Annotated in this window: 21 protein-coding genes and 1 pseudogene; 6 read left to right on the top strand and 16 right to left on the bottom strand. The window is 70.8% G+C overall.

Annotated features, from left to right (window positions below; genetic code table 11):
* Window positions 1-55 precede the first annotated feature (55 nt).
* Entirely contained in the window at window positions 56-298 is a 243-nt protein-coding gene (locus AWQ70_RS31175) for an RNA-binding protein (protein ID WP_067184114.1), read from the bottom strand.
* A 1-nt stretch (window position 299) separates the two neighbouring features.
* Window positions 300-761 carry a 30S ribosomal protein S16 gene (rpsP, locus tag AWQ70_RS31170; protein WP_067184111.1) on the bottom strand — a complete coding sequence of 154 codons (462 nt, stop codon included), beginning with the start codon at window positions 759-761 and terminating at the stop codon, window positions 300-302.
* Between the two features lie 234 nt (window positions 762-995).
* Between rpsP and AWQ70_RS31165 the strand changes: the two genes are divergently transcribed.
* Window positions 996-1,742 carry a DUF4232 domain-containing protein gene (locus AWQ70_RS31165; protein ID WP_067184108.1) on the top strand — a complete coding sequence of 249 codons (747 nt, stop codon included), beginning with the start codon at window positions 996-998 and terminating at the stop codon, window positions 1,740-1,742.
* Between the two features lie 217 nt (window positions 1,743-1,959).
* On the opposite strand, the gene ffh is transcribed toward AWQ70_RS31165, so the two are convergent.
* The 5 genes from ffh to AWQ70_RS31140 form a co-directional block, all read right to left on the bottom strand.
* Window positions 1,960-3,513 carry a signal recognition particle protein gene (ffh, locus tag AWQ70_RS31160; protein ID WP_067184105.1) on the bottom strand — a complete coding sequence of 518 codons (1,554 nt, stop codon included), beginning with the start codon at window positions 3,511-3,513 and terminating at the stop codon, window positions 1,960-1,962.
* 187 nt (window positions 3,514-3,700) lie between these two features.
* On the bottom strand, window positions 3,701-4,255 hold the full coding sequence (locus AWQ70_RS31155; protein ID WP_067184260.1) for a GTP-binding protein: 555 nt from the start codon (window positions 4,253-4,255) through the stop codon (window positions 3,701-3,703).
* 19 nt (window positions 4,256-4,274) lie between these two features.
* Window positions 4,275-4,658: a DUF742 domain-containing protein gene (locus tag AWQ70_RS31150; protein WP_067184102.1), complete on the bottom strand. Its 384-nt coding sequence runs from the start codon at window positions 4,656-4,658 to the stop codon at window positions 4,275-4,277.
* Between the two features lie 2 nt (window positions 4,659-4,660).
* Window positions 4,661-5,086 (bottom strand): roadblock/LC7 domain-containing protein, encoded by a 426-nt coding sequence (locus AWQ70_RS31145; protein ID WP_067184098.1) that lies wholly within the window; start codon window positions 5,084-5,086, stop codon window positions 4,661-4,663.
* Window positions 5,083-7,980: a sensor histidine kinase gene (locus tag AWQ70_RS31140; RefSeq protein WP_157530659.1), complete on the bottom strand. Its 2,898-nt coding sequence runs from the start codon at window positions 7,978-7,980 to the stop codon at window positions 5,083-5,085. The genes AWQ70_RS31145 and AWQ70_RS31140 overlap by 4 nt, the downstream gene beginning before the upstream one ends.
* A 457-nt stretch (window positions 7,981-8,437) precedes the next feature.
* Here AWQ70_RS31140 and AWQ70_RS31135 point away from each other — a divergent pair, with 457 nt between their 5' ends.
* The 5 genes from AWQ70_RS31135 to AWQ70_RS31115 are packed head-to-tail and all read left to right on the top strand — an operon-like array spanning window position 8,438 to window position 12,773.
* On the top strand, window positions 8,438-9,388 hold the full coding sequence (locus tag AWQ70_RS31135) for an ABC transporter substrate-binding protein (protein WP_245647232.1): 951 nt from the start codon (window positions 8,438-8,440) through the stop codon (window positions 9,386-9,388).
* A 19-nt stretch (window positions 9,389-9,407) separates the two neighbouring features.
* Window positions 9,408-10,181: an ABC transporter permease gene (locus AWQ70_RS31130; protein ID WP_067184089.1), complete on the top strand. Its 774-nt coding sequence runs from the start codon at window positions 9,408-9,410 to the stop codon at window positions 10,179-10,181.
* Entirely contained in the window at window positions 10,178-10,966 is a 789-nt protein-coding gene (locus AWQ70_RS31125) for an ABC transporter permease (protein ID WP_067184086.1), read from the top strand. Before AWQ70_RS31130 ends, AWQ70_RS31125 begins: the two co-directional genes overlap by 4 nt.
* A gap of 9 nt (window positions 10,967-10,975) precedes the next feature.
* Window positions 10,976-11,758, top strand: coding sequence for an ABC transporter ATP-binding protein (locus AWQ70_RS31120; RefSeq protein ID WP_067184082.1), 783 nt, complete (start codon window positions 10,976-10,978; stop codon window positions 11,756-11,758).
* Window positions 11,759-11,774: 16 nt separating this feature from the next.
* Window positions 11,775-12,773, top strand: coding sequence for a methyltransferase (locus tag AWQ70_RS31115; RefSeq protein ID WP_067184079.1), 999 nt, complete (start codon window positions 11,775-11,777; stop codon window positions 12,771-12,773).
* Window positions 12,774-12,816: 43 nt separating this feature from the next.
* On the opposite strand, the gene AWQ70_RS31110 is transcribed toward AWQ70_RS31115, so the two are convergent.
* From AWQ70_RS31110 to AWQ70_RS40030, 9 genes and pseudogenes are all read right to left on the bottom strand, one after another.
* Window positions 12,817-13,380 (bottom strand): GTP-binding protein, encoded by a 564-nt coding sequence (locus AWQ70_RS31110; RefSeq protein WP_084518017.1) that lies wholly within the window; start codon window positions 13,378-13,380, stop codon window positions 12,817-12,819.
* Between the two features lie 19 nt (window positions 13,381-13,399).
* Entirely contained in the window at window positions 13,400-13,798 is a 399-nt protein-coding gene (locus AWQ70_RS31105) for a DUF742 domain-containing protein (RefSeq protein ID WP_169808774.1), read from the bottom strand.
* A gap of 60 nt (window positions 13,799-13,858) precedes the next feature.
* Window positions 13,859-14,281: a roadblock/LC7 domain-containing protein gene (locus tag AWQ70_RS31100; RefSeq protein WP_066941041.1), complete on the bottom strand. Its 423-nt coding sequence runs from the start codon at window positions 14,279-14,281 to the stop codon at window positions 13,859-13,861.
* Window positions 14,278-17,349 carry a sensor histidine kinase gene (locus AWQ70_RS31095; RefSeq protein WP_067184072.1) on the bottom strand — a complete coding sequence of 1,024 codons (3,072 nt, stop codon included), beginning with the start codon at window positions 17,347-17,349 and terminating at the stop codon, window positions 14,278-14,280. The genes AWQ70_RS31100 and AWQ70_RS31095 overlap by 4 nt, the downstream gene beginning before the upstream one ends.
* A gap of 426 nt (window positions 17,350-17,775) precedes the next feature.
* Complete coding sequence (locus tag AWQ70_RS31090) at window positions 17,776-18,900, bottom strand: polyamine ABC transporter substrate-binding protein (protein ID WP_067184069.1); 1,125 nt, start codon at window positions 18,898-18,900, stop codon at window positions 17,776-17,778.
* Between the two features lie 392 nt (window positions 18,901-19,292).
* Window positions 19,293-19,877 carry a GTP-binding protein gene (locus AWQ70_RS31085; protein WP_084518004.1) on the bottom strand — a complete coding sequence of 195 codons (585 nt, stop codon included), beginning with the start codon at window positions 19,875-19,877 and terminating at the stop codon, window positions 19,293-19,295.
* Window positions 19,858-20,217 (bottom strand): DUF742 domain-containing protein, encoded by a 360-nt coding sequence (locus AWQ70_RS31080; protein WP_067184066.1) that lies wholly within the window; start codon window positions 20,215-20,217, stop codon window positions 19,858-19,860. Before AWQ70_RS31080 ends, AWQ70_RS31085 begins: the two co-directional genes overlap by 20 nt.
* A 22-nt stretch (window positions 20,218-20,239) precedes the next feature.
* Window positions 20,240-20,659: a roadblock/LC7 domain-containing protein gene (locus tag AWQ70_RS31075; RefSeq protein ID WP_067184062.1), complete on the bottom strand. Its 420-nt coding sequence runs from the start codon at window positions 20,657-20,659 to the stop codon at window positions 20,240-20,242.
* Window positions 20,656-21,584: pseudogene (locus AWQ70_RS40030) on the bottom strand (hypothetical protein); the annotation flags it as partial. The pseudogene AWQ70_RS40030 and the gene AWQ70_RS31075, both read right to left, overlap by 4 nt.

The following is a 21,584-nucleotide window of genomic DNA, read 5'->3' as shown; positions in this document are numbered from 1 at the left end:
GGAAAGCAAGCCGGGGGACCCCCTGACGAGGGTCCCCCGGGTGTGAGGTTCTCCGTTAACGGGCCTCGTTCAGGTCGACCAGGTCGACCCGGACGTACTTGCCGTCGGCCAGCGCGTTGATCACGGTGCGCAACGCCTTGGCCGTACGGCCCCCGCGCCCGATGACCTTGCCGAGGTCGTCGGGATGGACCCGGACCTCGAGGACGCGCCCGGTGCGGATGCGCCGCGCGCGAACCCGGACGTCGTCAGGATGCTCGACGATGCCCTTGACCAGGTGCTCGAGGGCCTCCTCGAGCACCTCAGGCCTCGCCTTCCGACTTCTCCTCGCCGGCCGGGGCCTCGGTGACGTCGGCGGCCTCGTCGGCCTTCACGGACTTCTTGGCCTTCTTGGGCGTGGTGGCGGCAGCGGCGGTGTCACCGGACAGCGCCTCCTTGGCCGCGGCCTCGTAGATGGCGTGACGGTCGGGCTTCGGCTCGGCGACCAGGAGCGGCGCCGGGGCGGGCTCGCCCTTGAACTTCTGCCAGTCGCCGGTGAGCTTGAAGAGCTTCAGGACCGGGTCGGTCGGCTGCGCGCCGACGCCCAGCCAGTACTGCGCCCGCTCGGAGTCGACCTCGATGCGCGAGGGGTTCTCCTTCGGGTGGTACAGACCGATCTCCTCGATCGCCCGGCCGTCGCGCTTGGTGCGGCTGTCGGCGACGACGATGCGGTACTGCGCGTTGCGGATCATGCCGAGCCGCTTGAGCTTGATCTTGACTGCCACGGGTGTGGTCTCTCCTGCTTCAGAGCGTGGGTGAGCGGTGTCACATCGAGTGGGGCACGACGCGAGCCCGCCCGAGGGACAGGCGCGACCGGCGGGGGTGAGAGGGCACCCGCCTGGCCACGATGTTCCAACATGACATTCTGCCAGACGATCCGAGGTGCTCGGCGTCGTCCCGGCCGGTAGCGGGCGTGAGGAGGCGCGAACCGAACGCCGGGGCCCGCCATCCAACATGACATGCACCCTTCCACGCGAAACAAGCCATCCGCGCGAAGCGACCGGACCACCCGCGCCGGACGCGCCTCCCGCGTCGCGGCCGTCTCGGCGGTGGCGGCGAGCCTGGCGTTCTCCGCCGCCTGCGGCTCCGCGCTCCCCCGGGCGTCCGGCCTCTCGGCTCTTCCTCTCGGTGCCCCGCCCTCGACGGCCAGAGCGTCCGAACGGGCAGCCGCGCCCGCGAAGGTGACCAGCCGGTCCACGACCGGGACGGCCGCCGCTTCCGCAAGCGGCGCTTCCCCTGCCTCCGCCTCTCTCTCCGTTCCCGCCGCGGCCGCCGTCGCCCCCGTCTCCGCGCCGGTCGCGCGGTGCCGTACGACCGCTCTCAGCGCGCGCGTCGGCACGGGCGACGCGGGGGCGGGGCAGCGGTACGCCCCGCTGGTGCTCACCAACACCGGGACCCGGACCTGCTGGGTCTACGGGTTCGTCGGACTGATCATGATCGACGGGAACGGGGACGCGCTGCGCACCAGGACCCGCCGGGAGGCCGTACGGCCGGGCCGCGTCACGCTGCGGCCGGGAGCCGGGGCACACGCGCGCCTGCACTGGACGGTCGTGCCGACGGGAAAGGAGAGGACCTGCCCCCGGTCGGCCCGGCTGATGATCATTCCGCCGGACGAGGTGGCCCACCTGGAGATCCCCTTCGACGCCACCGTCTGCGCGGACGGGAGGATCGACGTCAGGCCGATGCAGCCGGGAACCGGACTCTGACCGGCCCGGAGAGCCGCCCGTGCGGGCATCGCGAAGCGTACAGGGCCCGGGCGGTGGCGCCGGATCGGGAGCGCGCCGGTGCGGGCATCGCGAAGCGTACGGGGCCCGGATGGTGGCGCGGGATCGAAAGCACTGCGGACGGGGAGGCAGCGGCGGCGCGGTGCCGCGGACGCCGAGGGGCGCCGACCGGGCACGGAGCCCGGGGCGCCCCCGCAGGTCACTTCTTGGGGAACTTCAGCTTGGACGGGTCGAACCCGGGCGGCAGCTCCAGCCCCGGGGGAAGCTGACCGGCGCCCAGCCGGCCCAGCGCGCCGAGCCCGGGCGCGCCGTCCGGGGAGGGCCCGGCGGCGGGCGAACCCGACTTGCCCTGCCCGGCCTTGCGCGGGTCGCCGCTCACCCGGCGGCCCTTCTTGGCCTTCTGCGCCTTCTGGGCCTTGCCCCGGCCGCCCGGCATGCCCGGGATGCCCAGGCCCTGGGACATGCGCTTCATCATCTTCTGCGCGTCGAAGAAGCGGACGACGAGGTTGTTCACCTCGGTGACGGTGACGCCGGAGCCCTTGGCGATGCGGGCCCGGCGCGAGCCATTGATGATCTTGGGGTCGTGCCGCTCGCCGGGGGTCATGGACCGGATGATCGCGGCGATGCGGTCGAGGTCGCGGTCGTCGACCTGGTTGAGCTGGTCACGCATCTGCCCCATACCGGGCATCATGCCGAGCAGGTTCTTGATCGGGCCCATCCGGCGGACCATCATCATCTGCTCGAGGAAGTCGTCGAGCGTGAAGCCGTCGCCCGAGGCGAGCTTGCCCGCCATCTTGGCGGCCTCGGCCTCGTCGAAGGTCTTCTGCGCCTGCTCGATCAGGGTGAGGATGTCACCCATGTCGAGGATCCGGCCGGCCATGCGGTCGGGGTGGAAGGCGTCGAAGTCCTCGATCTTCTCGCCGGTGGAGGCGAACATGATCGGGCGGCCGGTGATGTGCCGCACCGACAGGGCGGCGCCGCCCCGGGCGTCGCCGTCGAGCTTGGTCAGCACGACGCCGTCGAAGCCGACGCCGTCCATGAACGCCTGGGCGGTGGTCACCGCGTCCTGGCCGATCATGGCGTCGACGACGAACAGCACCTCGTCGGGGGTGACCGCGTCGCGGATGTCCGCGGCCTGCTTCATCATCTCCTGGTCGATGCCCAGGCGGCCGGCGGTGTCGATGACCACGACGTCGTGCTGCTGCCGCCTGGCGTGGTCGAGCGACTGCCGGGCGACGGCGATCGGGTCGCCCACGCCGTTGCCGGGCTCGGGAGCGTAGACCGCGACGCCCGCGCGCTCGGCCATGACGGCGAGCTGCTGGACCGCGTTGGGCCGCTGCAGGTCGCAGGCGACGAGCAGCGGCGCGTGGCCCTGGTCGCGCAGCCACTTGGCGAGCTTGCCCGCGAGTGTCGTCTTACCGGCACCCTGCAGACCCGCCAGCATGATGACGGTCGGCGGGTTCTTGGCGTAGCGGAGCCGCCGGGTCTCGCCGCCCAGGACCTCGATCAGCTCGTCGTTGACGATCTTGACGACCTGCTGGGCGGGGTTCAGCGCCTGGGAGACCTCGGCCCCGCGCGCCCGCTCCTTGACCTGGGCGACGAATGCCTTGACCACCGGCAGCGCGACGTCCGCCTCGAGCAGGGCGATGCGGATCTCGCGGCAGGTCGCGTCGATGTCGGCGTCGGAAAGCCTGCCCTTGGACCGAAGGGAGGAGAAGACCGAAGTCAGCCGGTCGGAAAGCGTCTCGAACACGTGTTTGGCCAGCCTCGAAGCGAGTGGACGGTAAAGAGCTCGCACCCAGCCTAGCCGCCCGTACGGGATGCGTGCCCGAGCGCGGGCCGCCGCACGCCGGGGCGGGCCATCGGGGACCGGGAGCGCGGAAGGTCTCCGAGGACCGTCCTCCCGTTCGGAGACCGGGAGGGGCCCGGGAGGGAGCGTCTCACCAGCCGCGGCTGCCGACGTGGGTGGTGAGAGCGTGCTCGACCAGCGTGATGAGCGTGCTCTTGACCGATTCCCTGCTGCGGGCGTCGGTCCGCACGATCGGGACGCGCGACGAGAGCGTGAGCGCCTCCCTGAGCTCGTCCTCCGAATGGCTGTACTGGCCGTCGAAGCCGTTGATGCCGACCACGAACGGAAGCTGGGCCTCCTCGAAGTAGTCGACCGCCGGGAAGCTGTCCGCCAGCCGCCGCGTGTCGACCAGGACCACCGCCCCGATCGCGCCGCGTACCAGGTCGTCCCACATGAACCAGAACCGGTGCTGGCCGGGCGTGCCGAACAGGTAGAGGATCAGCTCCTTGTCCAGGGAGACCCGGCCGAAGTCCATCGCGACCGTCGTCGTGGTCTTGTGCGGCACCAGGCCGACGTCGTCGATGTCCTTGGACGCGTCCGTCATCACCGCCTCGGTCGTGAGCGGCACGATCTCCGAGACCGCGCCGACGAACGTGGTCTTGCCCACACCGAAACCACCGGCCACCACGATCTTCGTCGAGGTCAGGCCCCCCTGGGAGCCCTGGCTAGAGCCTGCGAAGTCCACTGAGCACCCTTTCAAGCAAGTTCAGATCCGGCTTGCCCGCGTCCAACTGGGGCTGATGCACATGTACCAGCCCCTCGGCCACCATGTCCGCGATTACCACGCGGACGACCCCCAGCGGGATCCGCAGCATCGCCGAGACCTCCGCCACCGATCTCACCTGGCGGCAGAGGGAACTGATCGCGCGGTACTCCGGCGGGCGGCCGGAAAGATCGAGGTGTGTGGACGTGGCCGAGGAGACCAGGGCCTCCAGGGCGAGTTGCATTCGCGGAGCCGTACGGCCTCCTGTGACGGTGTACGGGCGCACCGGCGAGGAGGGCTCCTGGGGAAGCGGGGCGCCGCCGTGCGGCCGCCCCCATTGGTCCATGCTCAGCCCCTCGGGTGTGAAGCCTGGAGCTCGGCACGTACGGCGGGGGTGAGCACCTGGCCCGCCCGGTCCACCAGCAGCGTCATCTGGTACGCCACCAGACCCATGTCGCAGTCCGCCGAGGCGAGCACGGCGAGACACGAGCCGTCGCTGATGGACATGATCAGGAGCAGCCCGCGCTGCATCTCGACCACCGTCTGGTTGACCGGGCCGCCCTCGAACACGCGCGAGGCGCCCTGCGTCAGGCTGATCAAACCGGCCGCCACGGCCGCCAACTGGTCCGCCCGGTCCCTCGGGAAGCCGTCGGAGAACGCCAGCGGCAGGCCGTCGGCCGACACCACCACCGCGTGCGCGACGCCGGGGACCGATCCCACGAAGTCGCTGATCAGCCAGTTGATGCCGCGAGCCCCCTGGCTCATCTCTCTCATGCGTCCTCCACATTGGTCGGGCCGGGATATCCCTGGTCCTCGCTCAGTTCGCCTCTGGTCACCGCGCGTCCCTGCCGTACGCCGCGTTGCAGGCTGGAGAGCCGGCTGCGGACACGTTCGGGGGACAACGCGAACTGCGGGGAGGCCGCCGGGCCGGCGGACGCGGCGGAGCCGGGGACGAGGTTGGCCCGGGGGACCCGCTTGGGCAGTCCGGAGGATGTGCTCCCCTCGGAGGCCGGTTTCCGCACCGCGGCGTCGGCGGCCTGCCAGCCGGCCTCCACGTTCTCCTGCCGGCCCCACTCCTGCCCGTCCTCGGGCGACGGCGCCCGGCGGAACCAGGCGGACTCCACGGAGGCGAAGATCGGCAGGAACTCCTCCGGCCCCGCCTCCATCGGCGAGTCGTACAGCTTGGGCAGCGGCCCGGTGGCGTCGTCCGGGCCGAGGTCGCGCCTGGGCCGCATCCGCACCTGGGTGTCCTGCGGGGGGATCGCGGCGCCGGGCGGCTGCCAGGGGCCGCGCTCGGCCGAGGCGCCGGCGGAGGAGGCGTCCCGGGCCGAGGCGTCCCGGGCGGAGGGGACTCCGCCCGAGAAGGCGTCCGGGGAGGAGACGGGGCCCCCGCCGGACATGGCCGCGGCCCACGGGGACGGGTCGATCGGGCCGCTCCAGGACGGCTGCTCGAAGGGGCCGCTCCACGCCGGCTGCTCGAACGGCCCGCTCCAGGACGACGGCGGGTCCGGCGGGCCGGCCCAGCCGGACGGGTCAGGCCGGTCGGCGGGGCCGGTGGGCGCACCCCACACGGCGTGCTCGGGCTGTCCGGAGTACGCGGCGGCGAAGGCGCCGGCGTGGGGCTGGGCGGCCGGCTCGGGCTGTCCGATCAGCGATTCCGGCAGCAGCACCATCGCGGTGAGCCCGCCGCTGTCGTGCGGCCTGATCTGCACGCGGATGCCGTTGCGCAGCGCGAGGCGGCCGACCACGAACAGGCCCATGCGCCGGGACACCGACACGTCCACGACCGGCGGGTTGGCGAGCCGCCAGTTCGTCTGGGCGATCTCCTCGGACGCCATGCCGATGCCGGAGTCGGTGATCGAGATCATCACGCCGCCGCCGTCGATGCGGTTGCCCGAGACGATGACCCGCGTGTCGCGGGAGGAGAAGGCGAGGGCGTTCTCGACCAGCTCGGCGAGCAGGTGGATGACGTCGTTGACGGCCTGCCCGGCGAGCGCGACGTCGGACGGCACGTTGATCACGACCCGCTCGTAGCCCTCGACCTCGGAGAGGGAGGCGCGGACGACGTCGGTGACCTCCACCGGCCTGCTCCACCGGCGGGCGGGCTCCTGGCCCGCGAGGACCAGCAGGTTCTCACTGTTGCGGCGCATGCGGGTCGCCAGGTGGTCCAGCTTGAACAGGTTGCCGAGACGGCTCTCGTCCTGCTCGCCCTGCTCCAGCCCGTCGATCAGGGCGATCTGCCGCTCGACCAGGGTCTGGGTGCGGCGGGAGAGGTTCACGAACATGGCGCTGATGTTGCTGCGGAGCTGCGCCTCGTCGCCGGCGAGCCGTACGGCCTCACGGTGGACCTCGTCGAAGGCCCGGGCGACCTCGCCGACCTCGTCGGCGGAGGCGACGCCGATCGGCTGGACCGGGGGCGACCCGTCCGCGCTGTCGGACTCGCGCAGCCGCTGGACGGTCTCCGGCAGGCGTTGCCCGGCGATCTCCAGCGCCTCGGTGCGCAGCCGGCGCAGCGGCCGTACGAGCGACCGGGCCACGACGGTGGTGATGAGCACGACGAACAGCAGGAGCGCCACGACGAGGCTGATGCTGGTCACGGCACCGCTACGGGCGTCCTGTTCGAGCCCGGCGCTCTTGGCGATGATGTCGGCGGTCAGGGCGTCGCCGACCTTCCGCATGCCGTCGGCGCGGGCGCTGACCGCGTCGAACCACCGCTGCTCGTCGGAGCCCCGGTCGAGCCGGTCGATCGGCAGACCGGCCTTCGCCATCGTGAGGGCGCGCTCGGCCAGGAAGGCGGCGCGGTCGATCTTCTGGCCGGTCACGGTGTCGCTGTAGAACTGGCGCTGCGCGGTGCCCGCCTCGGCGAAGAACCCGGCCAGCTCGCTGTCCTGTCCGGCGCGGGCGGCGGTGAAGGCGTCCAGTTCGGAGGGTTCGAGCTGCCGCCGGGCCAGCCCGACGGCCAGCAGCGCCCGCTGCTTGGACACCTCCTCCTTCGCGCGGACGAGGGAGCCGAGCGCCTTGATGCTCGCGTTGAGGTCCTCGTCCACGACGCCTTCGGCGGCCGTGTCGTACAGCCGGAGGAGGTCGGAGATGACGATGGAGTACTTGGCGATGGCGGGGAGCGGCGGGAGGCTGCTCTCCAGCACGGTCTCCCGCAGCGCGGGCATCTCGCCCAGGCGGCCCCTGGCGCGGACCACCTCCTGCCGGCCGAGCCCGCCGAACGCGTCGGCGGCGCCCTGCATCTTGACCCGCACCTGCTCGACGGCGGTGTCCACGGTGCCCTGCTGGCGGCGTACGGGCGAGATGTAGGCGCCGGCGCGGCGGCCGAGCGCGATGTAGCGGATCGACAGGTCGCGTTCGAGCTGGAGCTCGTGTGTGAGGGCGCCGACGCCGCCGATCAGCTCGATCATCTCGCGGACCCGCTGGTATTCGGCGGCCTCGCCGATCGACGCCGACACGCGGAAGCCGCCGAGGAGCATCGCGACCAGGGTGGGCGGCACGATCAGGGCGAGCAGGCGGGTGCGCACGCGCCAGTTCTTCAACGCCCATTGGCTGCCGGTCGCCGGTTCCTGCGGCGGCGTGCTCGCGGTGGGCGCACCGCCGGCGACCGGCTCGCCGGGCGGATTCGGCTCGGCGCGGCGACCGCTCTCGATCGTTGCTGTCCTCACAGGTCGCAACCTCTCGCGCTGGTCTTTCCAAAAGGGCTTTTCAGGGGGGTCGCTCGGGAAACCTGCCACGAGTCAGGGGCAATTTGAGCACAAAGGCCCGGGATTGACCAACCGATCGGCCATTTTCGACCGTTCCAACGGCCCGTGGGATCGCACGAAGAGAGGGCGCGGGGCTCGATGTGCAGGAAGGATTACCGAGAGCGACCCGTGACCGAATCCTGATCCGGCCGCGGTATCGGTCCAATTCGCCATCCGCCGTTTTTTGGACATAGTGGATTTATTAACAAGTTTGGCGACATAGGCGACTTATTCCGTGTTAGGACGTTTTCACTGCTGTACGCTTCTCGCCCGTCGCCCGCCTTCCGCGATCATCGTCCCGGCCGGGCGCGCCTCTTCCCCATGCCAAGGAGACTCCATGCGACTTATGGGTCGAACCTTCACCGTCGGCGTAGCGGCCATGCTGGCCCTCGCCGCTTGCGGCGGTTCAGATACGACCTCCTCACCGTCCTCGGACGGCGCCGCGGCCGGCGGCGGACTGGAGAAGACCACGCTGGTCGTGGCCACCATCCCGGTCCCCGACATCGCTCCGCTGCAGGTCGCGATCGACAGGGGCTTCTTCAAGGAAGAGGGGCTCGACGTCAAGACCGAGGTCGTCGCGGGCGGCGCGGTCGGCATCCAGAAGCTGCTCGGCGGCAGCATCGACCTCACGCTCGGCGCCTACATCGGCACCTTCCTCGCCCAGGAGAAGGGCGCGGGCAAGTTCAAGTACGTCGCCGACAGCTACGGCGCGGCGCCCGGAGCCTTCGTCATCATGGTGAAGAAGGACTCCCCGATCAAATCCGCAGCCGACCTCAAGGGCAAGAAGATCGCGGTCAACACGTTCAGGAACGTGAGCCAGTTCACCGCCGAGGTCCAGATGAAGGTGGCCGGGGTGACGGCGACCCAGGACCAGTTCGTCGAGAAGAACTATCCGGACATGCCGGCGGCCCTGGAAAACGGTCAGGTCGATGCCGCGGCTATGGTCGAGCCGTTTATCACCGTGGAATCGAAGGCGGGCGGGAGAATCATCTCCGACGAGATGGCCGGACCCACTCAGGACCTTCCGGTCGCCGGATGGCTGACCACAGAATCGGTCGCTAACAAATATCCGAAAACCATGGCCGCATTCCAGCGCGCGCTCGGAAAGGCGCAGGAACTCGTGGCGAACGACCGCAAAATCGTGGAAGAGGTCCTTCCGAAATACACGAAGATCGACGCGGCCACCGCGGCGGTCATCGCCCTCGGCTCCTACCCCACGTCCCTGAGCGAGACCCGGCTCGAGCGGGTGGCCGCCCTCATGAAGGAGTACGGCTACCTCACGACCGACCTCGACGTGAAGTCCATGATCGTCGCTCCTCCGGCGAGCTGACGGGGACGACCCTCAGATCATGGACTACGCACGAGTGCTCCGCGGCGTCGCAGGCGCCGCGGGGTTCCTCGCCGCGGCCGAGGTCGTCGGGCTGAGCGGGCTGGTCGACGACCGGTTCCTGCCGCGCATGTCCACGGTCCTCGGCGCGGCGGCCGGCCTGGTCGCCGACCCCGACTTCCTCGCCGACGCCGGGGCCACGCTCACCGTCTGGTTCCTCGGGCTCCTGCTCACGGTCGTGCTGGCCGTACCCGCCGGGCTGCTGCTCGGCACGCTGCCGCGGGCCGAGGCGGCGGTCCGACCGCTGATCGAGTTCCTCCGGCCGATCCCGTCCGTCGCGGTCATCCCGCTGGCGATCCTGCTCTTCAGCGACAACCTGCACCTGAAGCTCGCGGTCATCGTGTACGCCTCGTCCTGGCCGGTGCTGATCAACACGATCTACGGCCTGAAGGACGTGGACCCGCTCGCCAAGGAGACGCTGCGGAGTTTCGGTTTCGGTCCGGTCCCGGTTCTGGCCCGAGTCGCGCTGCCCAGCGCCGCGCCGTTCATCGCCACCGGGATCCGCGTCGCGTCCGGCATCGCCGTCATCCTGGCGATCAGCGCGGAGCTGATGGCCGGAGGCTCCGAGGGCGTCGGCATCTACATCACCGAGGCGGCGAGCGGCGGCCGGATCGACCTCATGCTGGCCGCCACCCTGTGGGCCGGCCTGTTCGGGCTCGTCGCCGACGCCGTGATGGTGGCGGCGGAGCGCCGCCTCTTCCGCTGGCACCACGTCCGCACGGGAGGCGCCCGATGAAGGTGATCGCGGCTCTCGGCCGTCTGTGGCTCGTGCCGGTCGTGCTCGTGGCGTGGGAGGTCGTCACCCGCGCGGCGGAGCAGCCGTTCTTCCCGCCCCCCTCGGCCGTCCTCGCCCGCATGTACGAGATGTGGTTCTCCGGTCCGCCGTCCCGGCTCCTGCTGACGGACGGCGCGCTCGCCGACCTCGGCCCCAGCCTGGCCCGGTTGTTCTCCGGCTGGCTGCTCACCGCGGTCGTCGGCGTCGCCGCCGGGATCGCCATCGGGTGCTCGCCCCGGCTGTCGGACTATGTGAACCCGCTGATCCAGTTCGGCCGGGCCGTTCCCCCGCCGCTGCTGGTGCCGTTCTTCCTGGCTCTGCTGAAGCTCGGCACCCCGGCCCAGCTCGCCACGATCGTCTTCGGGGTGATCTGGCCCATCCTGCTCAACACCGTCGACGGCGCGCGCACGGTGGACCGCCAGCATCTGGAGACCGCGCGGATCTTCGGGTTCTCCTCCGTGCAGCGGCTGTGGCGGGTCGTGCTGCCGTCCGCCCTGCCCAAGATCTTCGCCGGGCTGCGGCTCGCGCTCTCCCTCGCGCTGATCCTCATGGTCATCGCCGAGATCTTCGCGGGCACGGACGGGATCGGCTACCGGCTGCTCTACACCCAGCGCAGCTATCTCTATCCGGACATGTGGGGCTGCATCGTGCTGCTCGGCGTGCTCGGGTATCTGCTCAACTCCGCGTTCCTGCTGGTGGAACGGCGCGTGCTGGCCTGGCACCGGGGTGCCAGGCGGACAACCTAGGAAGGTCCCGTGCTCACGATCACCGATCTGGTCCACTCGTACGGCCCGCACCGCGTCCTGGGCGGGGTGAGCCTGTCCGTGGCCGAGGGCGAGCTGGTCAGCGTCGTCGGCCCCTCCGGGTGCGGGAAGTCCACGCTGCTGCGCTCCGTCGCCGGGCTGCTCAAGCCGTCCGGCGGGCGGATCATGCTCGCCGGACGGCCGGTCGAGCGCACGCCCGACGACCTGGCGATCGTCTTCCAGGACTACAGCCGGTCGCTCTTTCCATGGATGTCGGCGGCGAACAACGTCGCGCTGCCGCTGCGGCGCAAGGGCCTGGACCGGCGGCGGCGCAGGGAGGCGGCGATGTCCGCCCTCGACCAGGTCGGCCTCGCCGACGCGGGCGCGAAGTACCCGTGGGAGATGTCCGGCGGCATGCAGCAGCGCGTCTCCATCGCGCGGGCGCTCGCCTACCGGCCGTCGCTGCTGCTCATGGACGAGCCCTTCGGCTCCGTGGACGCGCAGACCCGCGAGGACCTGGAGGACCTGGTCCTGAACGTGTGCGCCCACCACGGCATGACGATCCTGCTGATCACCCACGACATCGACGAGAGCGTGTACGTCGGCGACCGGGTCGTCGTGCTCACCCGGTCGCCCGCGGTCGTCGCGGCCGACCTGGAGACCCGCCTCGGCCGCTCGCGCGACCAGATCGCGACGCGGCAGCTCGACGCTTTCGTCCGGCTGCGCGCCGAAGTCGGCCGCCTCGTCCGGGGCGGCCACACCACCGAACCCACGTCAGTTCTGGAGAAGCAGTGATAGATCTGGAGAAGCAGTGATCGACTCCACCGGCCCCGTCTGGGACGCCATCGTCGGCCTCTCGCGGTTCGGCGCCCTCGCCGCCATGGCCGAGCTGGGCTGCGCCGACCACCTGGCCGCCGGCCCGCTCAGCGTGACCGACCTGGCCGCCCGCTGCGACGCGGACGCCACCGCGCTCGGCCGGGTCATGCGCGAGCTGGCCGCCATGGGCGTGGTGCGCTCGGTCGCGCCCCAGATGTACGAGCTGACCGGAGCCGGCCAGGTGATGCGCGGCGACGTTCCGGGGAGCATGCGCCCGGCCGTGCGCGTGATGGCCGAGGAGGGCTACTGGCAGGCGCTCGGCCTGCTCCCCGAGTCCGTACGGCGGGGCCGGTCGGTGTTCGTGGAGCGACACGGGCCGTACTACGACTACCTGGCGGCGCGTCCGGACGCGGCGCGGGAGTTCAACGACTACATGGCCACGAGGGCGGCGCCGATCGAGGCGGCGCTGGCGGCGAGTTACGACTTCTCCGGCGTGAAGACGCTCGTGGACGTCGCGGGCGGCAAGGGCCACCTGCTGGCCGCGGTGCTCGAGGCCCATCCGGCCGTGCGCGGCGTGCTCTTCGACCTGGAGCACGTGGTCGAGGGGGCCCGTGAGTCGCTGGGCACGCGCGGCCTGGCCGACCGGTGCGAGCTGGTGCCGGGCGACTTCTTCGCCGGCGTGCCCGCCGCGGACGCCTACCTGCTGGCCAGCATCATCCACAACTGGAACGACGAGGACGCCCTGCGGATCCTGGGGAACGTCCGCGAGGCGATGTCCGCGGACGGGCGGGTGCTGCTGCTGGAGATGGTGCTGCCCGACGACGACTCCCCGCACATCGGCAAGGAGATCGACCTGCGGATGCTCGCGCTGTTCGGCGGCAGGGAACGGACCCGCGGCGAGTACGCGGAGCTGCTGCGCGCCTCGGGCCTGGCGCTCTCCCGTGTGCTGCCGCTCCCGGCGGGCGCGAGCCTCATCGAGGCGCTGCCCGTCTGACGGACTCGGGCCCCGGCCCGCGCGTGCGCGTGCCGGGGCCCGGTCAACGTCCGCCCCAGCCGGGTACGGCGACGCGCATCGTGAGCGCGTGCTCGACCAGCGTGATGAGCGTGCTCTTGACGGACTCGCGGGTGCGGGCGTCGGTGCGCACGATGGGGGTGTGCGCGGAGAGGCTCAGCGCCTCGCGGACCTCGTTCTCGCTGTGCGGGTACTGGCCGTCGAAGCCGTTGATGCCGACCACGAACGGAAGCTGGGCCTCCTCGAAGTAGTCGACCGCCGGGAAGCTGTCCGCCAGCCGCCGCGTGTCGACCAGCACCACCGCCCCGATCGCGCCGCGTACCAGGTCGTCCCACATGAACCAGAACCGGTGCTGGCCGGGCGTGCCGAACAGGTAGAGGATCAGGTCCTGGTCCAGGGAGACCCGGCCGAAGTCCATCGCGACCGTCGTCGTGGTCTTGTGCGGCACCAGGCCGACGTCGTCGATGCCGGCGCTGGCGTCGGTCATCACCGCCTCGGTCGTGAGCGGCATGATCTCCGAGACCGCGCCGACGAACGTGGTCTTGCCCACACCGAAACCACCAGCCACCACGATCTTCGTCGAGGTCAGGCCCCCCTGGGAGCCCTGGCTAGAGCCTGCGAAGTCCACTGAGCACCCTTTCAAGCAAGTTCAGATCCGGCTTACCAGCCTCCAACTGCGGCTGGTGCACGTGCACCAGCCCCTCCGCCGCCATATCGGAGATCACCACGCGGGTCACGCCCAGCGGGATCCGCAGCATCGCCGAGACCTCCGCCACGGACCTGATCTGGCGGCACAGCGTGATGATCGCCTGCCGCTCCGGCGTGAGGGTGGACAGATCCTGGTGAGTCGACGTCACGGAGGACACAAGCGCCTCCATAGCGAGTTGGAGACGCGGTGCCGTACGCCCACCGGTCACCGCATAGGGGCGCACCAGTGAACTCGGCTCCGCCGGCCCGGGTTGGGGAATCGGGTTCGTCCCGCCATAGTGCCGGTGGGCGTCGTCCACCGGCGGGTAGGGCTCATCCGTCCAGCCGCCGCCTGCCACAACGTCCTCCTGTCATCACCTTTATCTGGGGTGGGACGCCTGGAGCTCGGCGCGTACCGCGGGGGTAAGCACCTGTCCCGCACGATCCACCAGCAGCGTCATCTGGTACGCCACCAGACCCATGTCGCAGTCCGCCGAGGCGAGCACCGCGAGACACGAGCCGTCACTGATCGACATGATCAGAAGCAGCCCGCGCTGCATCTCGACCACCGTCTGCGTGACCGGCCCACCCTCGAACACCCGCGACGCGCCCTGCGTCAAGCTGATCAAACCCGCCGCCACGGCCGCCAACTGGTCCGCCCGGTCCTTCGGGAACCCATCGGAGAACGCCAGCGGCAAACCGTCCGCCGACACCACCACCGTGTGGGCCACGCCGGGAACGTTGTTCACAAAGTCAGTGATCAGCCAGTTGATGCCGCGAGCCGCCTGGCTCATCTCCCTCATGCGTCCTCCTTGTCAGTGTCCGGGCCGCCGCCGATGAACGGCGTCGCCCCTGGATAACCCTGCTCACCGCTGACCTCTCCTCGCGCCACCGCGCGTCCCTGCCGGATGCCCTGCTGGAAGCTCGACAGCCGGTTGCGTACGCGGTCGGGCGAGAGCGAAGGCGCGGGCGGCGGGGGTGCCGGCGCGGCCGAGGCCGACGCCGCCGCCCCACTGGAGGCGATCGCCGACGCGGACCCCGGCACCAGGTTGGCCTTGGGGACCCGCTTGGGCAGTCCGGAGGAGGTGACCCCGCCGAGCGACGGGTCGCTGGCGGCCTTCGCGGCCTGCCAGCCGGCGTCGGCGGGGGACGACCATTGCCGCGCTTCGGCCGGTTCGGCCTCCACGGCGGAGTCCTTGCCGGGCTCTTCCGTCCCGGGCTCGACCTTCCTGAACCAGTCGGACTCGACCGCCGCGAAGATCGGCAGGAACTCCTCCGGCTGGTCCTCCATCGGCGAGTTGCGCACCGCCGGGAGGGGGCCGGTGTTGTCCACGTCCGAATCGAACGCGCCCCGGCTCGGGGTGGCCGGCCAGCCGCCGGAGTCCCCTGGTGGGGTGGGCCAGGACGAGCTGCCCGGCGCGGGCAGGTGTCCGGGCCACGGCGTGTCGACGGGGGCTCCGGTCGCCTTGCCGCGCTCGTATGGAGGCGGATCGAAGGGGTTGCGCGCGAACGGCTCCGGCTCGGGGGCCGCGCCCGCGCCGAACGGGCTCTTCCCGAAGGGGTCGGAGTCCGCTTCACGCTCGTACGGAGGCGGATCGAACGGGTTGCGCGCCGCGGGCGGCGGGTCGAACGGGTTCCGTGCGGCCGCGGGCGAGTCGAACGGGTCGCGGGCGGGCGCCTCGAAGGCGTCGCGCGCCCGCGGCTCGGCCTCCGGGGCCGCGCCCGAGCCGAACGCGCTCTTGGCGAACGGCTCCTTGTCCCGTCCGAAGGTGTCGAAGGGGCCGCGGTCGAACGGGTCGGCGCCCGGGGTTCCGACACCCGGCGCGTCCGAGCCGATCACCGGCGTACGCGGCGGGGCGTCGAAGGGCGTCGGGCTGGCCAGGGCCGGAGCCGCGCCGAACGCCGCGGGGTCGAACCCGGCGCCGAACTGCGCGGCGGGCTCGGCCGGCGGCATGCCGGGGAATGCCGGGGCACCCGCCTGGGCGAGCAGGGCCTCGGGCAGGAGCACCATCGCGGTGAGGCCGCCGGCGTCCTGCTGGCGGAGCTGCACGCGGATGCCGTGGCGGAGCGCGAGGCGGCCGACCACGAACAGGCCCATGCGCCGGGACACCGACACGTCCACGACCGGCGGGTTGGCGAGCCGCCAGTTGGCCTGGGCCAGTTCCTCGGCGGTCATGCCGATGCCCAGGTCGCTGACGGAGATCATGAGTCCGCCGCCGTCGATGCGGTTGCTCGAAACGACGACCTTCGTCTCGCGGGGGGAGAACGAAATGGCGTTCTCGACCAGCTCCGCGACGAGGTGGACGACGTCGTTGACGGCCTGGCTGACGACCGCGCCGCCCGCGGACACCTGCAGGCTCACCCGCTCGTAGTTCTCGACCTCGGAGAGGGAGGCGCGGACGACGTCGACGACCGGGACCGGCTGGCCCCACCGGCGGGCGGGCTCCTGGCCCGCGAGGACCAGCAGGTTCTCACTGTTGCGGCGCATGCGGGTCGCCAGGTGGTCCAGCTTGAACAGGTTGCCGAGACGGCCCTCGTCCTGCTCGCCCTGCTCCAGCCCGTCGATCAGGGCGAGCTGGCGTTCCACCAGGGTCTGGGTGCGGCGCGAGAGGTTCACGAACATCGAGTTGACGTTGCTTCGCAGCCGCGCCTCGTCACCCGCCAGCCGGATGGCCTCCTGGTGGACCTCGTCGAAGGCCCGGGCGACTTCACCGATCTCGTCGCGAGTGGTGACCTGGATCGGCGCGACCTCGACCTTGAGGTTCTCGTCCTGCGACTCGCGCAGCATCTGGACCGTGCGCGGGAGCCGGGAACCGGCGATCTCCAGGGCCTCGCGGCGCAGCCGGCGCAGCGGCCGGGTGAGCGAACCGGCGACCGCGGTGGTGATCAGCAGCATCAGGCCGAGGAGCAGGAGGATCGCGGAACCGGAGATGATCGCGCGGCGCTGCTCGTCGTCGGCCAGGGTCTGCGTCTGGTTCACGACGGAACCGGCGAGGCGCTGCTCGACGGCGTTCATCTTGTCGACCGTCGTGGTCATCGTCTCGAACCACAGGCGCAGGTCGTCGCCCCGGCGGGTGCGGTCGAGGTCGATGATCCGGTTGTACTCGCGCATCTGGGCGAGGGCGCCGGCTCGGAGGGAGTACGCCTTCTCGACCTGGAAGCCCTTGACCGTCTGCGTGTAGAACTTGACGTCCTCGGCCGAGGCTTCCTTCTGGAACGTTTCGAAGTTGCTGTCCTGCGCCTGACGGGCTCCGAGGAAGTCGGAGAGGTCGTCGTAGGTGACCGCCTTCTCGGCGATGCCGACCGTGAAGATGCCGCGCTGCCGGGCGAGCTGCTCCTGGGCCCGGGTGAGCGCGCCGAGGGCGACGCCGTCGGCGAACATCCGGTCGCTACCGGTGGCGGTGCGCAGCTCGTCGACCAGGCCGTTGAACGCCTCGATCATGCTCGCGTACGTGCCGAGGACGGCTCGGGCGGGGACGCCGCTGGAGACGAACTGCTTGCGCAGACCGGGAAGGCCGTCCATCCAGCGCTGGATGTCGTCCACGCGGCTGCGGACACGCGCCGAGTGGCCGCTGTCGAGCTGCTCGATCTTGTCGGCGACCGTCCGCCTGGCCTTGTCGGTCTCCTGCTGCGCGCTCCGGACCTGGGCCAGCCGGGCCGGCCTGCGCCCGGTAGCGGAGTACCAGGCGGTGTAGTCGCGTTCCATCGCGACTTCGTGCGAGAGCTCGCCCACCGCCTGGACCAGACCAGCGACCTCGTTGAGCCGCCGGTACTGGACCGATGTATTGACCGCGTCGGCCAGTTGGATGCCACCGAGCAGCACGCCGACGACCGTGGGAAGCAGGATGAGCGCGATGAGCCGGGACCGCACCCGCCAGTTCCCCAGCCGGAACCAACCGCCGTCCCCGGAAGCGCGCGCGGACGCCGGCTCGGGGGCCGGCGTGGAAACCGGTGCGGCCTCCGGCTCCGGGACAGCCTTGGGTTCTTGAGTACTCACGGGTTTTCGCAACCTCTTGCCGAAGCTCATATACGCGCAGCCATGGCACCCAGCCGCGTGGCGGCTGTGACGCCTGGGACCTCATTGAAGCGAGGGTAATTGGAACACACCATTACCAGATCGGCCAAACGCGCACCGGGCTCAATCGTGGCTTTATTCCCTCAGAACGGGATGTTTAGGACCGCATTTGGGTCGCCCCAAGTGCTCCGTATCGGTTGGATCTCTCGTTGCAACGGTCCCGGCGCCGCCCTGCCGAGGGCGCCGGGACCGTTCGCGGAACGCGACGTCAGCCGCGGAGGATCACTGCTGCGCCGCGACCTCGGTCGCCAGGCGGGTGTACTTGGCCGAGTCGGCGCCCAGGTCGATGATCGACTCACCCTGGAGCAGGTCGGCGGGGCTCATCTTGAGCGAGGGGAACGACTGGATGGTGGCCGGGTTGACCTTCTCCATCGCGGCCTTGTTGGGGGCCTTGTACATGATGTTCTCCGCGAGCCAGCTGTGGATCTCGGGGTCCAGGATGTAGTTGATGAAGGCGTGCGCGGCCTCCTTGTTCTTGGAGCTCTTCATGATCACCATGGTGTCCGCCCAGAGGTCGCTACCCTCCTTCGGCACGGTGAACTTGATGTTCTTCTCGTTCTCCGGGCACCAGCCGTCCCACGCCTCGACCATCACGGCCTCGCCGGACTTGAGCCGGTCGCCGAACGTCGTGTCGTCGTACGCCAGGAGGTGGGACTTGGCCTTGAGCAGCAGGTCCTTGGCCTTGGCGATCTGGCCGTCGTCGGCGGTGTTGATGGAGTAGCCGAGCGACTTGAGGGCCGGCAGGGCCAGCCAGCGCTCGGTGGTCATCATCGTGACCTTCTTGTTGTACTCCGGCGCCGGGTTGAGGATGTCGTTCCAGCTCGTCGGCGGCGTCTTCACCAGGTCGCTGCGGTAGCAGATGCCGGTGGTGCCCCAGGTGTAGGGAACGGAGAACTTGTTGCCCTTGTCGTACGACAGCTCGGACGCCTCGGGGTAGAGGTTCGCGAGGTTCGGGATCAGCTCGTGGTGCAGCGGCTCGAGGAGACCCTGCTCGCTGAGCGCCTGGGCGTACTGACCCGAGACGAAGGAGACGTCGAAGCCGCTGTCCGCGGTCGCGGTGAGCTTGGCCATCGCCGTCTCGTTGGTGTCATGGATGGCGATCTTGATCGGGAAGCCGAGCTTCTGCTTCACCCGCTCAGGGAGGTCCTTGGGCGAGTAGCCGTCCCAGATGGTGATGTTGAGGGACTGCTTCTTCAGGTCGGCGTTGGGGTCGAGCTTGTCCGCGGCCGCGGTCGGAGCCGCCCCGGCTCCGGAGGTCTCCGCTGTGCCGCACGCTGCCAGGGCAAGGGCAAGACCGGCCACGACGGCGGCAGCCGGAAGACGACGGGTGTACCGGGTACGGGACACGACCGTAACTCCTTCGGGATTCAGATCTTCGAGAGCTCTGCAAAGGGCAGGCCAAAGGAGGAGTGTTGCAGCCCCAACCAGGTTTAAGCAAGACTTATCGGACAGCGTTAGCGATCAGACGGCGAGTTGATTTGAATCCGTGTTCAACACGGCGCAACTCGTGACCGCTGTCAGAAATCGGACATTTCGCCACAAAGGCCACCATTAAGGGGCGCGCTGCCGAGCCTTTTCGGCTCCGCTTCACACCTCTTCCAGCGGGCGGGAGGACGGACCCGCCCCCATCGCCCGGACGCCGCCGAACACCGCCGAGACGCCGTCGAACACCGCCGAGACGCTGCCGGGACCGGTCCATTCCGGCCGGACGGAGCGACCCTGAGCCGCGGCCCGGCGGGTCAGTGCGCCGTGCGGGTGCGGAGCACGTACTCCACGAGGCTGATCAGCGTGGACTTCACCGCGTCCCGCGACCGCGCGTCCGTGCGCACCAGGGGCACGTGCGGGGCGAGCGCCAGAGCCTCCCTGACCTCCTCCACCGAATGCTGGAAGGTGCCGTCCCAGCCGTTCATGGCCACCACGAAGGGCAGCCCGGCCTCCTCGAAGTAGTCGATCGCGGGAAAGCAGTCCGCCAGCCGCCGGGTGTCGACCAGCACCACCGCGCCGATGGCGCCGCGTACAAGATCGTCCCACATGAACCAGAACCTGTGCTGTCCGGGCGTGCCGAACAGGTAAAGGATGAGGTCCTGGGCCAGAGAGAGGCGCCCGAAGTCCATCGCCACGGTGGTCGTCGTCTTGTTCGGCGTGAGGCCGAGGTCGTCGATCCCGGCGCTCGCGTCGGTCATGACGGCCTCGGTCGTGAGCGGCATGATCTCGGAGACCGCGCCGACGAAGGTCGTCTTGCCCACGCCGAACCCGCCGGCCACGACGATCTTCGTCGAGGTCAGGCCCCCCTGAGAGCCCTGGCTAGAGCCTGCGAAGTCCACTGAGCACCCTTTCGAGCAGGTTGAGATCGGGCTGTCCCTGGTTGAGCTGCGGCATGTGCAGCCGGACCAGGCCCTCGTCGGCCAGATCTGCGATCAACACGCGGGCCACGCCGAGCGGGACCCGCAGCAGCGCGGAGACCTCCGCGACGGAACGGATGGAACGGCAGAGCATTATGATCGACTCCTGCTCGGGGCTGAGCAGCGTGTAATCATCGCTCATCATCGTCACCGAAGATACGAGGGTCTCCATCGCCAGGTGATAACGCGGCTCGGAGCGACCGCCGGTGACGGCGTACGGACGGAAGAGGGGCTCGTCCTCTTCCCCCTCACCAGGGCGCATGCCTGTCTCCCATTACCGGCCGTCAGCGGCGGGCGGACTGCAGTTCGGCGCGCAGCGCCGGCGTCAGCACCTGGCCGACCCGCTCGACCAGCAGCGTCATCTGGTAGGCCACCAGGCCCATGTCACAGTCGGCCGCGGCGAGCACGGCCATGCAGGAGCCGTCGCTGATCGCCATGATCAGCATAAGCCCGCGCTGCATCTCGACGACGGTCTGGGTCACCGGACCGCCGTCGAAGACGCGGGACGCGCCCACGGTCAGGCTGAGCAGCCCCGCCGCGACGGCGGCGAGCTGGTCGGCCCGGTCGGGTGGGAAACCGTCGGAGTTGGCCAGGCGCAGGCCGTCCGCCGACACCACCACGGCGTGGGCGACACCCGGGGTGCCGCTGACGAACTCAGTGATCAGCCAGTCGAACCTGCGTGCCTCAACGCTGAGCGCGGTCACGAGCTCTCCTTCTCATTACCGGGAGTGGCGGCGCCGGACACGTCGGCCCGGCCGCGCCGCACACCCTGCTGGTAGCTGGACAACCGGCTGCGTACCTGATCCGGCGAGACCGCCGGTCTGGCCGCTGCCGGAGTGCCCGACGCAGCGCCCACCGATCCGGGCACGAGGTTGGCCCTGGGGTTCCGCTTCGGCAGGCCCGCCGCCGTCACACCGTCCGTGGTGGGGGCTTTCGCGGCGGCCGCCGCCTGGTATCCGCTGTCCGCGTGCGATCCCCAGCCTCCGCGCGGCGGGGCCCCGGCGTCGCCGGACGGCCGGCTCGCCGTCGCGCCGTGCGCGGCCGTGCCGTTCCCCGTGCCGTTCCCCTGGCCGTTCCCGGGGATGCTCACCGGCCCGGTGCCCTGCGTCCCCGCGCTTCTGGGTACGGTGCCCGCGGCCGGCGGCGTGGGGCGGCGGAACCAGGCGGACTCGACCGAGGCGAAGATCGGCAGGAACTCGTCACCGCGTTCCAGGTGCGCGTCCTCCGAGATCGGCGAGGGAAGCGGCGTCGCGCTCGCCACGGGGAAGGCGCCGGAGTGCTCGGTGAACCTCGGCATGGGCAGGGCGGGATCGGTCGCCGACGGGTTCGACGACGGGACCCCCAGGCGGTCGGCGCGTCCGGCCGGCTCGGAGCGTCCGGCCGGACCGGGGTACGCCACGACATCGGGGTGCCCCGTGCCGGGGCGTCCGGCGGTGTCGGCGTGCCGGGCGGGGCGCTCGGGCAGCGCGGACGGGGCCCGGTACGCCGGGCCGGGGGGCGTGGGCGGGGTGGACGCGGCGGGGCCGTTCGCGCCCGGCCGGTCCTGGTCGCCGAACGCGGAGAACCCGCTCGTGTTCTGCCCGCCCTGGTCGCCGAAGGCGGAGAACCCGCCCGTGGTGAGCTGCGCTC

Source organism: Microtetraspora niveoalba (assembly GCF_001570405.1).
In the GTDB taxonomy this organism is placed as follows: Bacteria; Actinomycetota; Actinomycetes; order Streptosporangiales; family Streptosporangiaceae; genus Microtetraspora; species Microtetraspora niveoalba.
Note: the sequence above shows the minus strand (reverse complement) of the source record. Positions and strands in the feature narration are given on the sequence as shown.

Excerpts from the sequence above, each read along its gene's own strand:
- AWQ70_RS31165 (WP_067184108.1), top strand. The coding sequence starts at position 996 with ATGCACCCTTCCACGCGAAACAAGCCATCCGCGCGAAGCGACCGGACC.
- AWQ70_RS31125 (WP_067184086.1), top strand. The coding sequence starts at position 10,178 with ATGAAGGTGATCGCGGCTCTCGGCCGTCTGTGGCTCGTGCCGGTCGTG.
- AWQ70_RS31080 (WP_067184066.1), bottom strand. The coding sequence starts at position 20,217 with ATGCGCCCTGGTGAGGGGGAAGAGGACGAGCCCCTCTTCCGTCCGTAC.
- AWQ70_RS31150 (WP_067184102.1), bottom strand. The coding sequence starts at position 4,658 with ATGGACCAATGGGGGCGGCCGCACGGCGGCGCCCCGCTTCCCCAGGAG.
- AWQ70_RS31130 (WP_067184089.1), top strand. The coding sequence starts at position 9,408 with ATGGACTACGCACGAGTGCTCCGCGGCGTCGCAGGCGCCGCGGGGTTC.
- AWQ70_RS31135 (WP_245647232.1), top strand. The coding sequence starts at position 8,438 with ATGCTGGCCCTCGCCGCTTGCGGCGGTTCAGATACGACCTCCTCACCG.
- AWQ70_RS31100 (WP_066941041.1), bottom strand. The coding sequence starts at position 14,281 with ATGAGGGAGATGAGCCAGGCGGCTCGCGGCATCAACTGGCTGATCACT.
- AWQ70_RS31145 (WP_067184098.1), bottom strand. The coding sequence starts at position 5,086 with ATGAGAGAGATGAGCCAGGGGGCTCGCGGCATCAACTGGCTGATCAGC.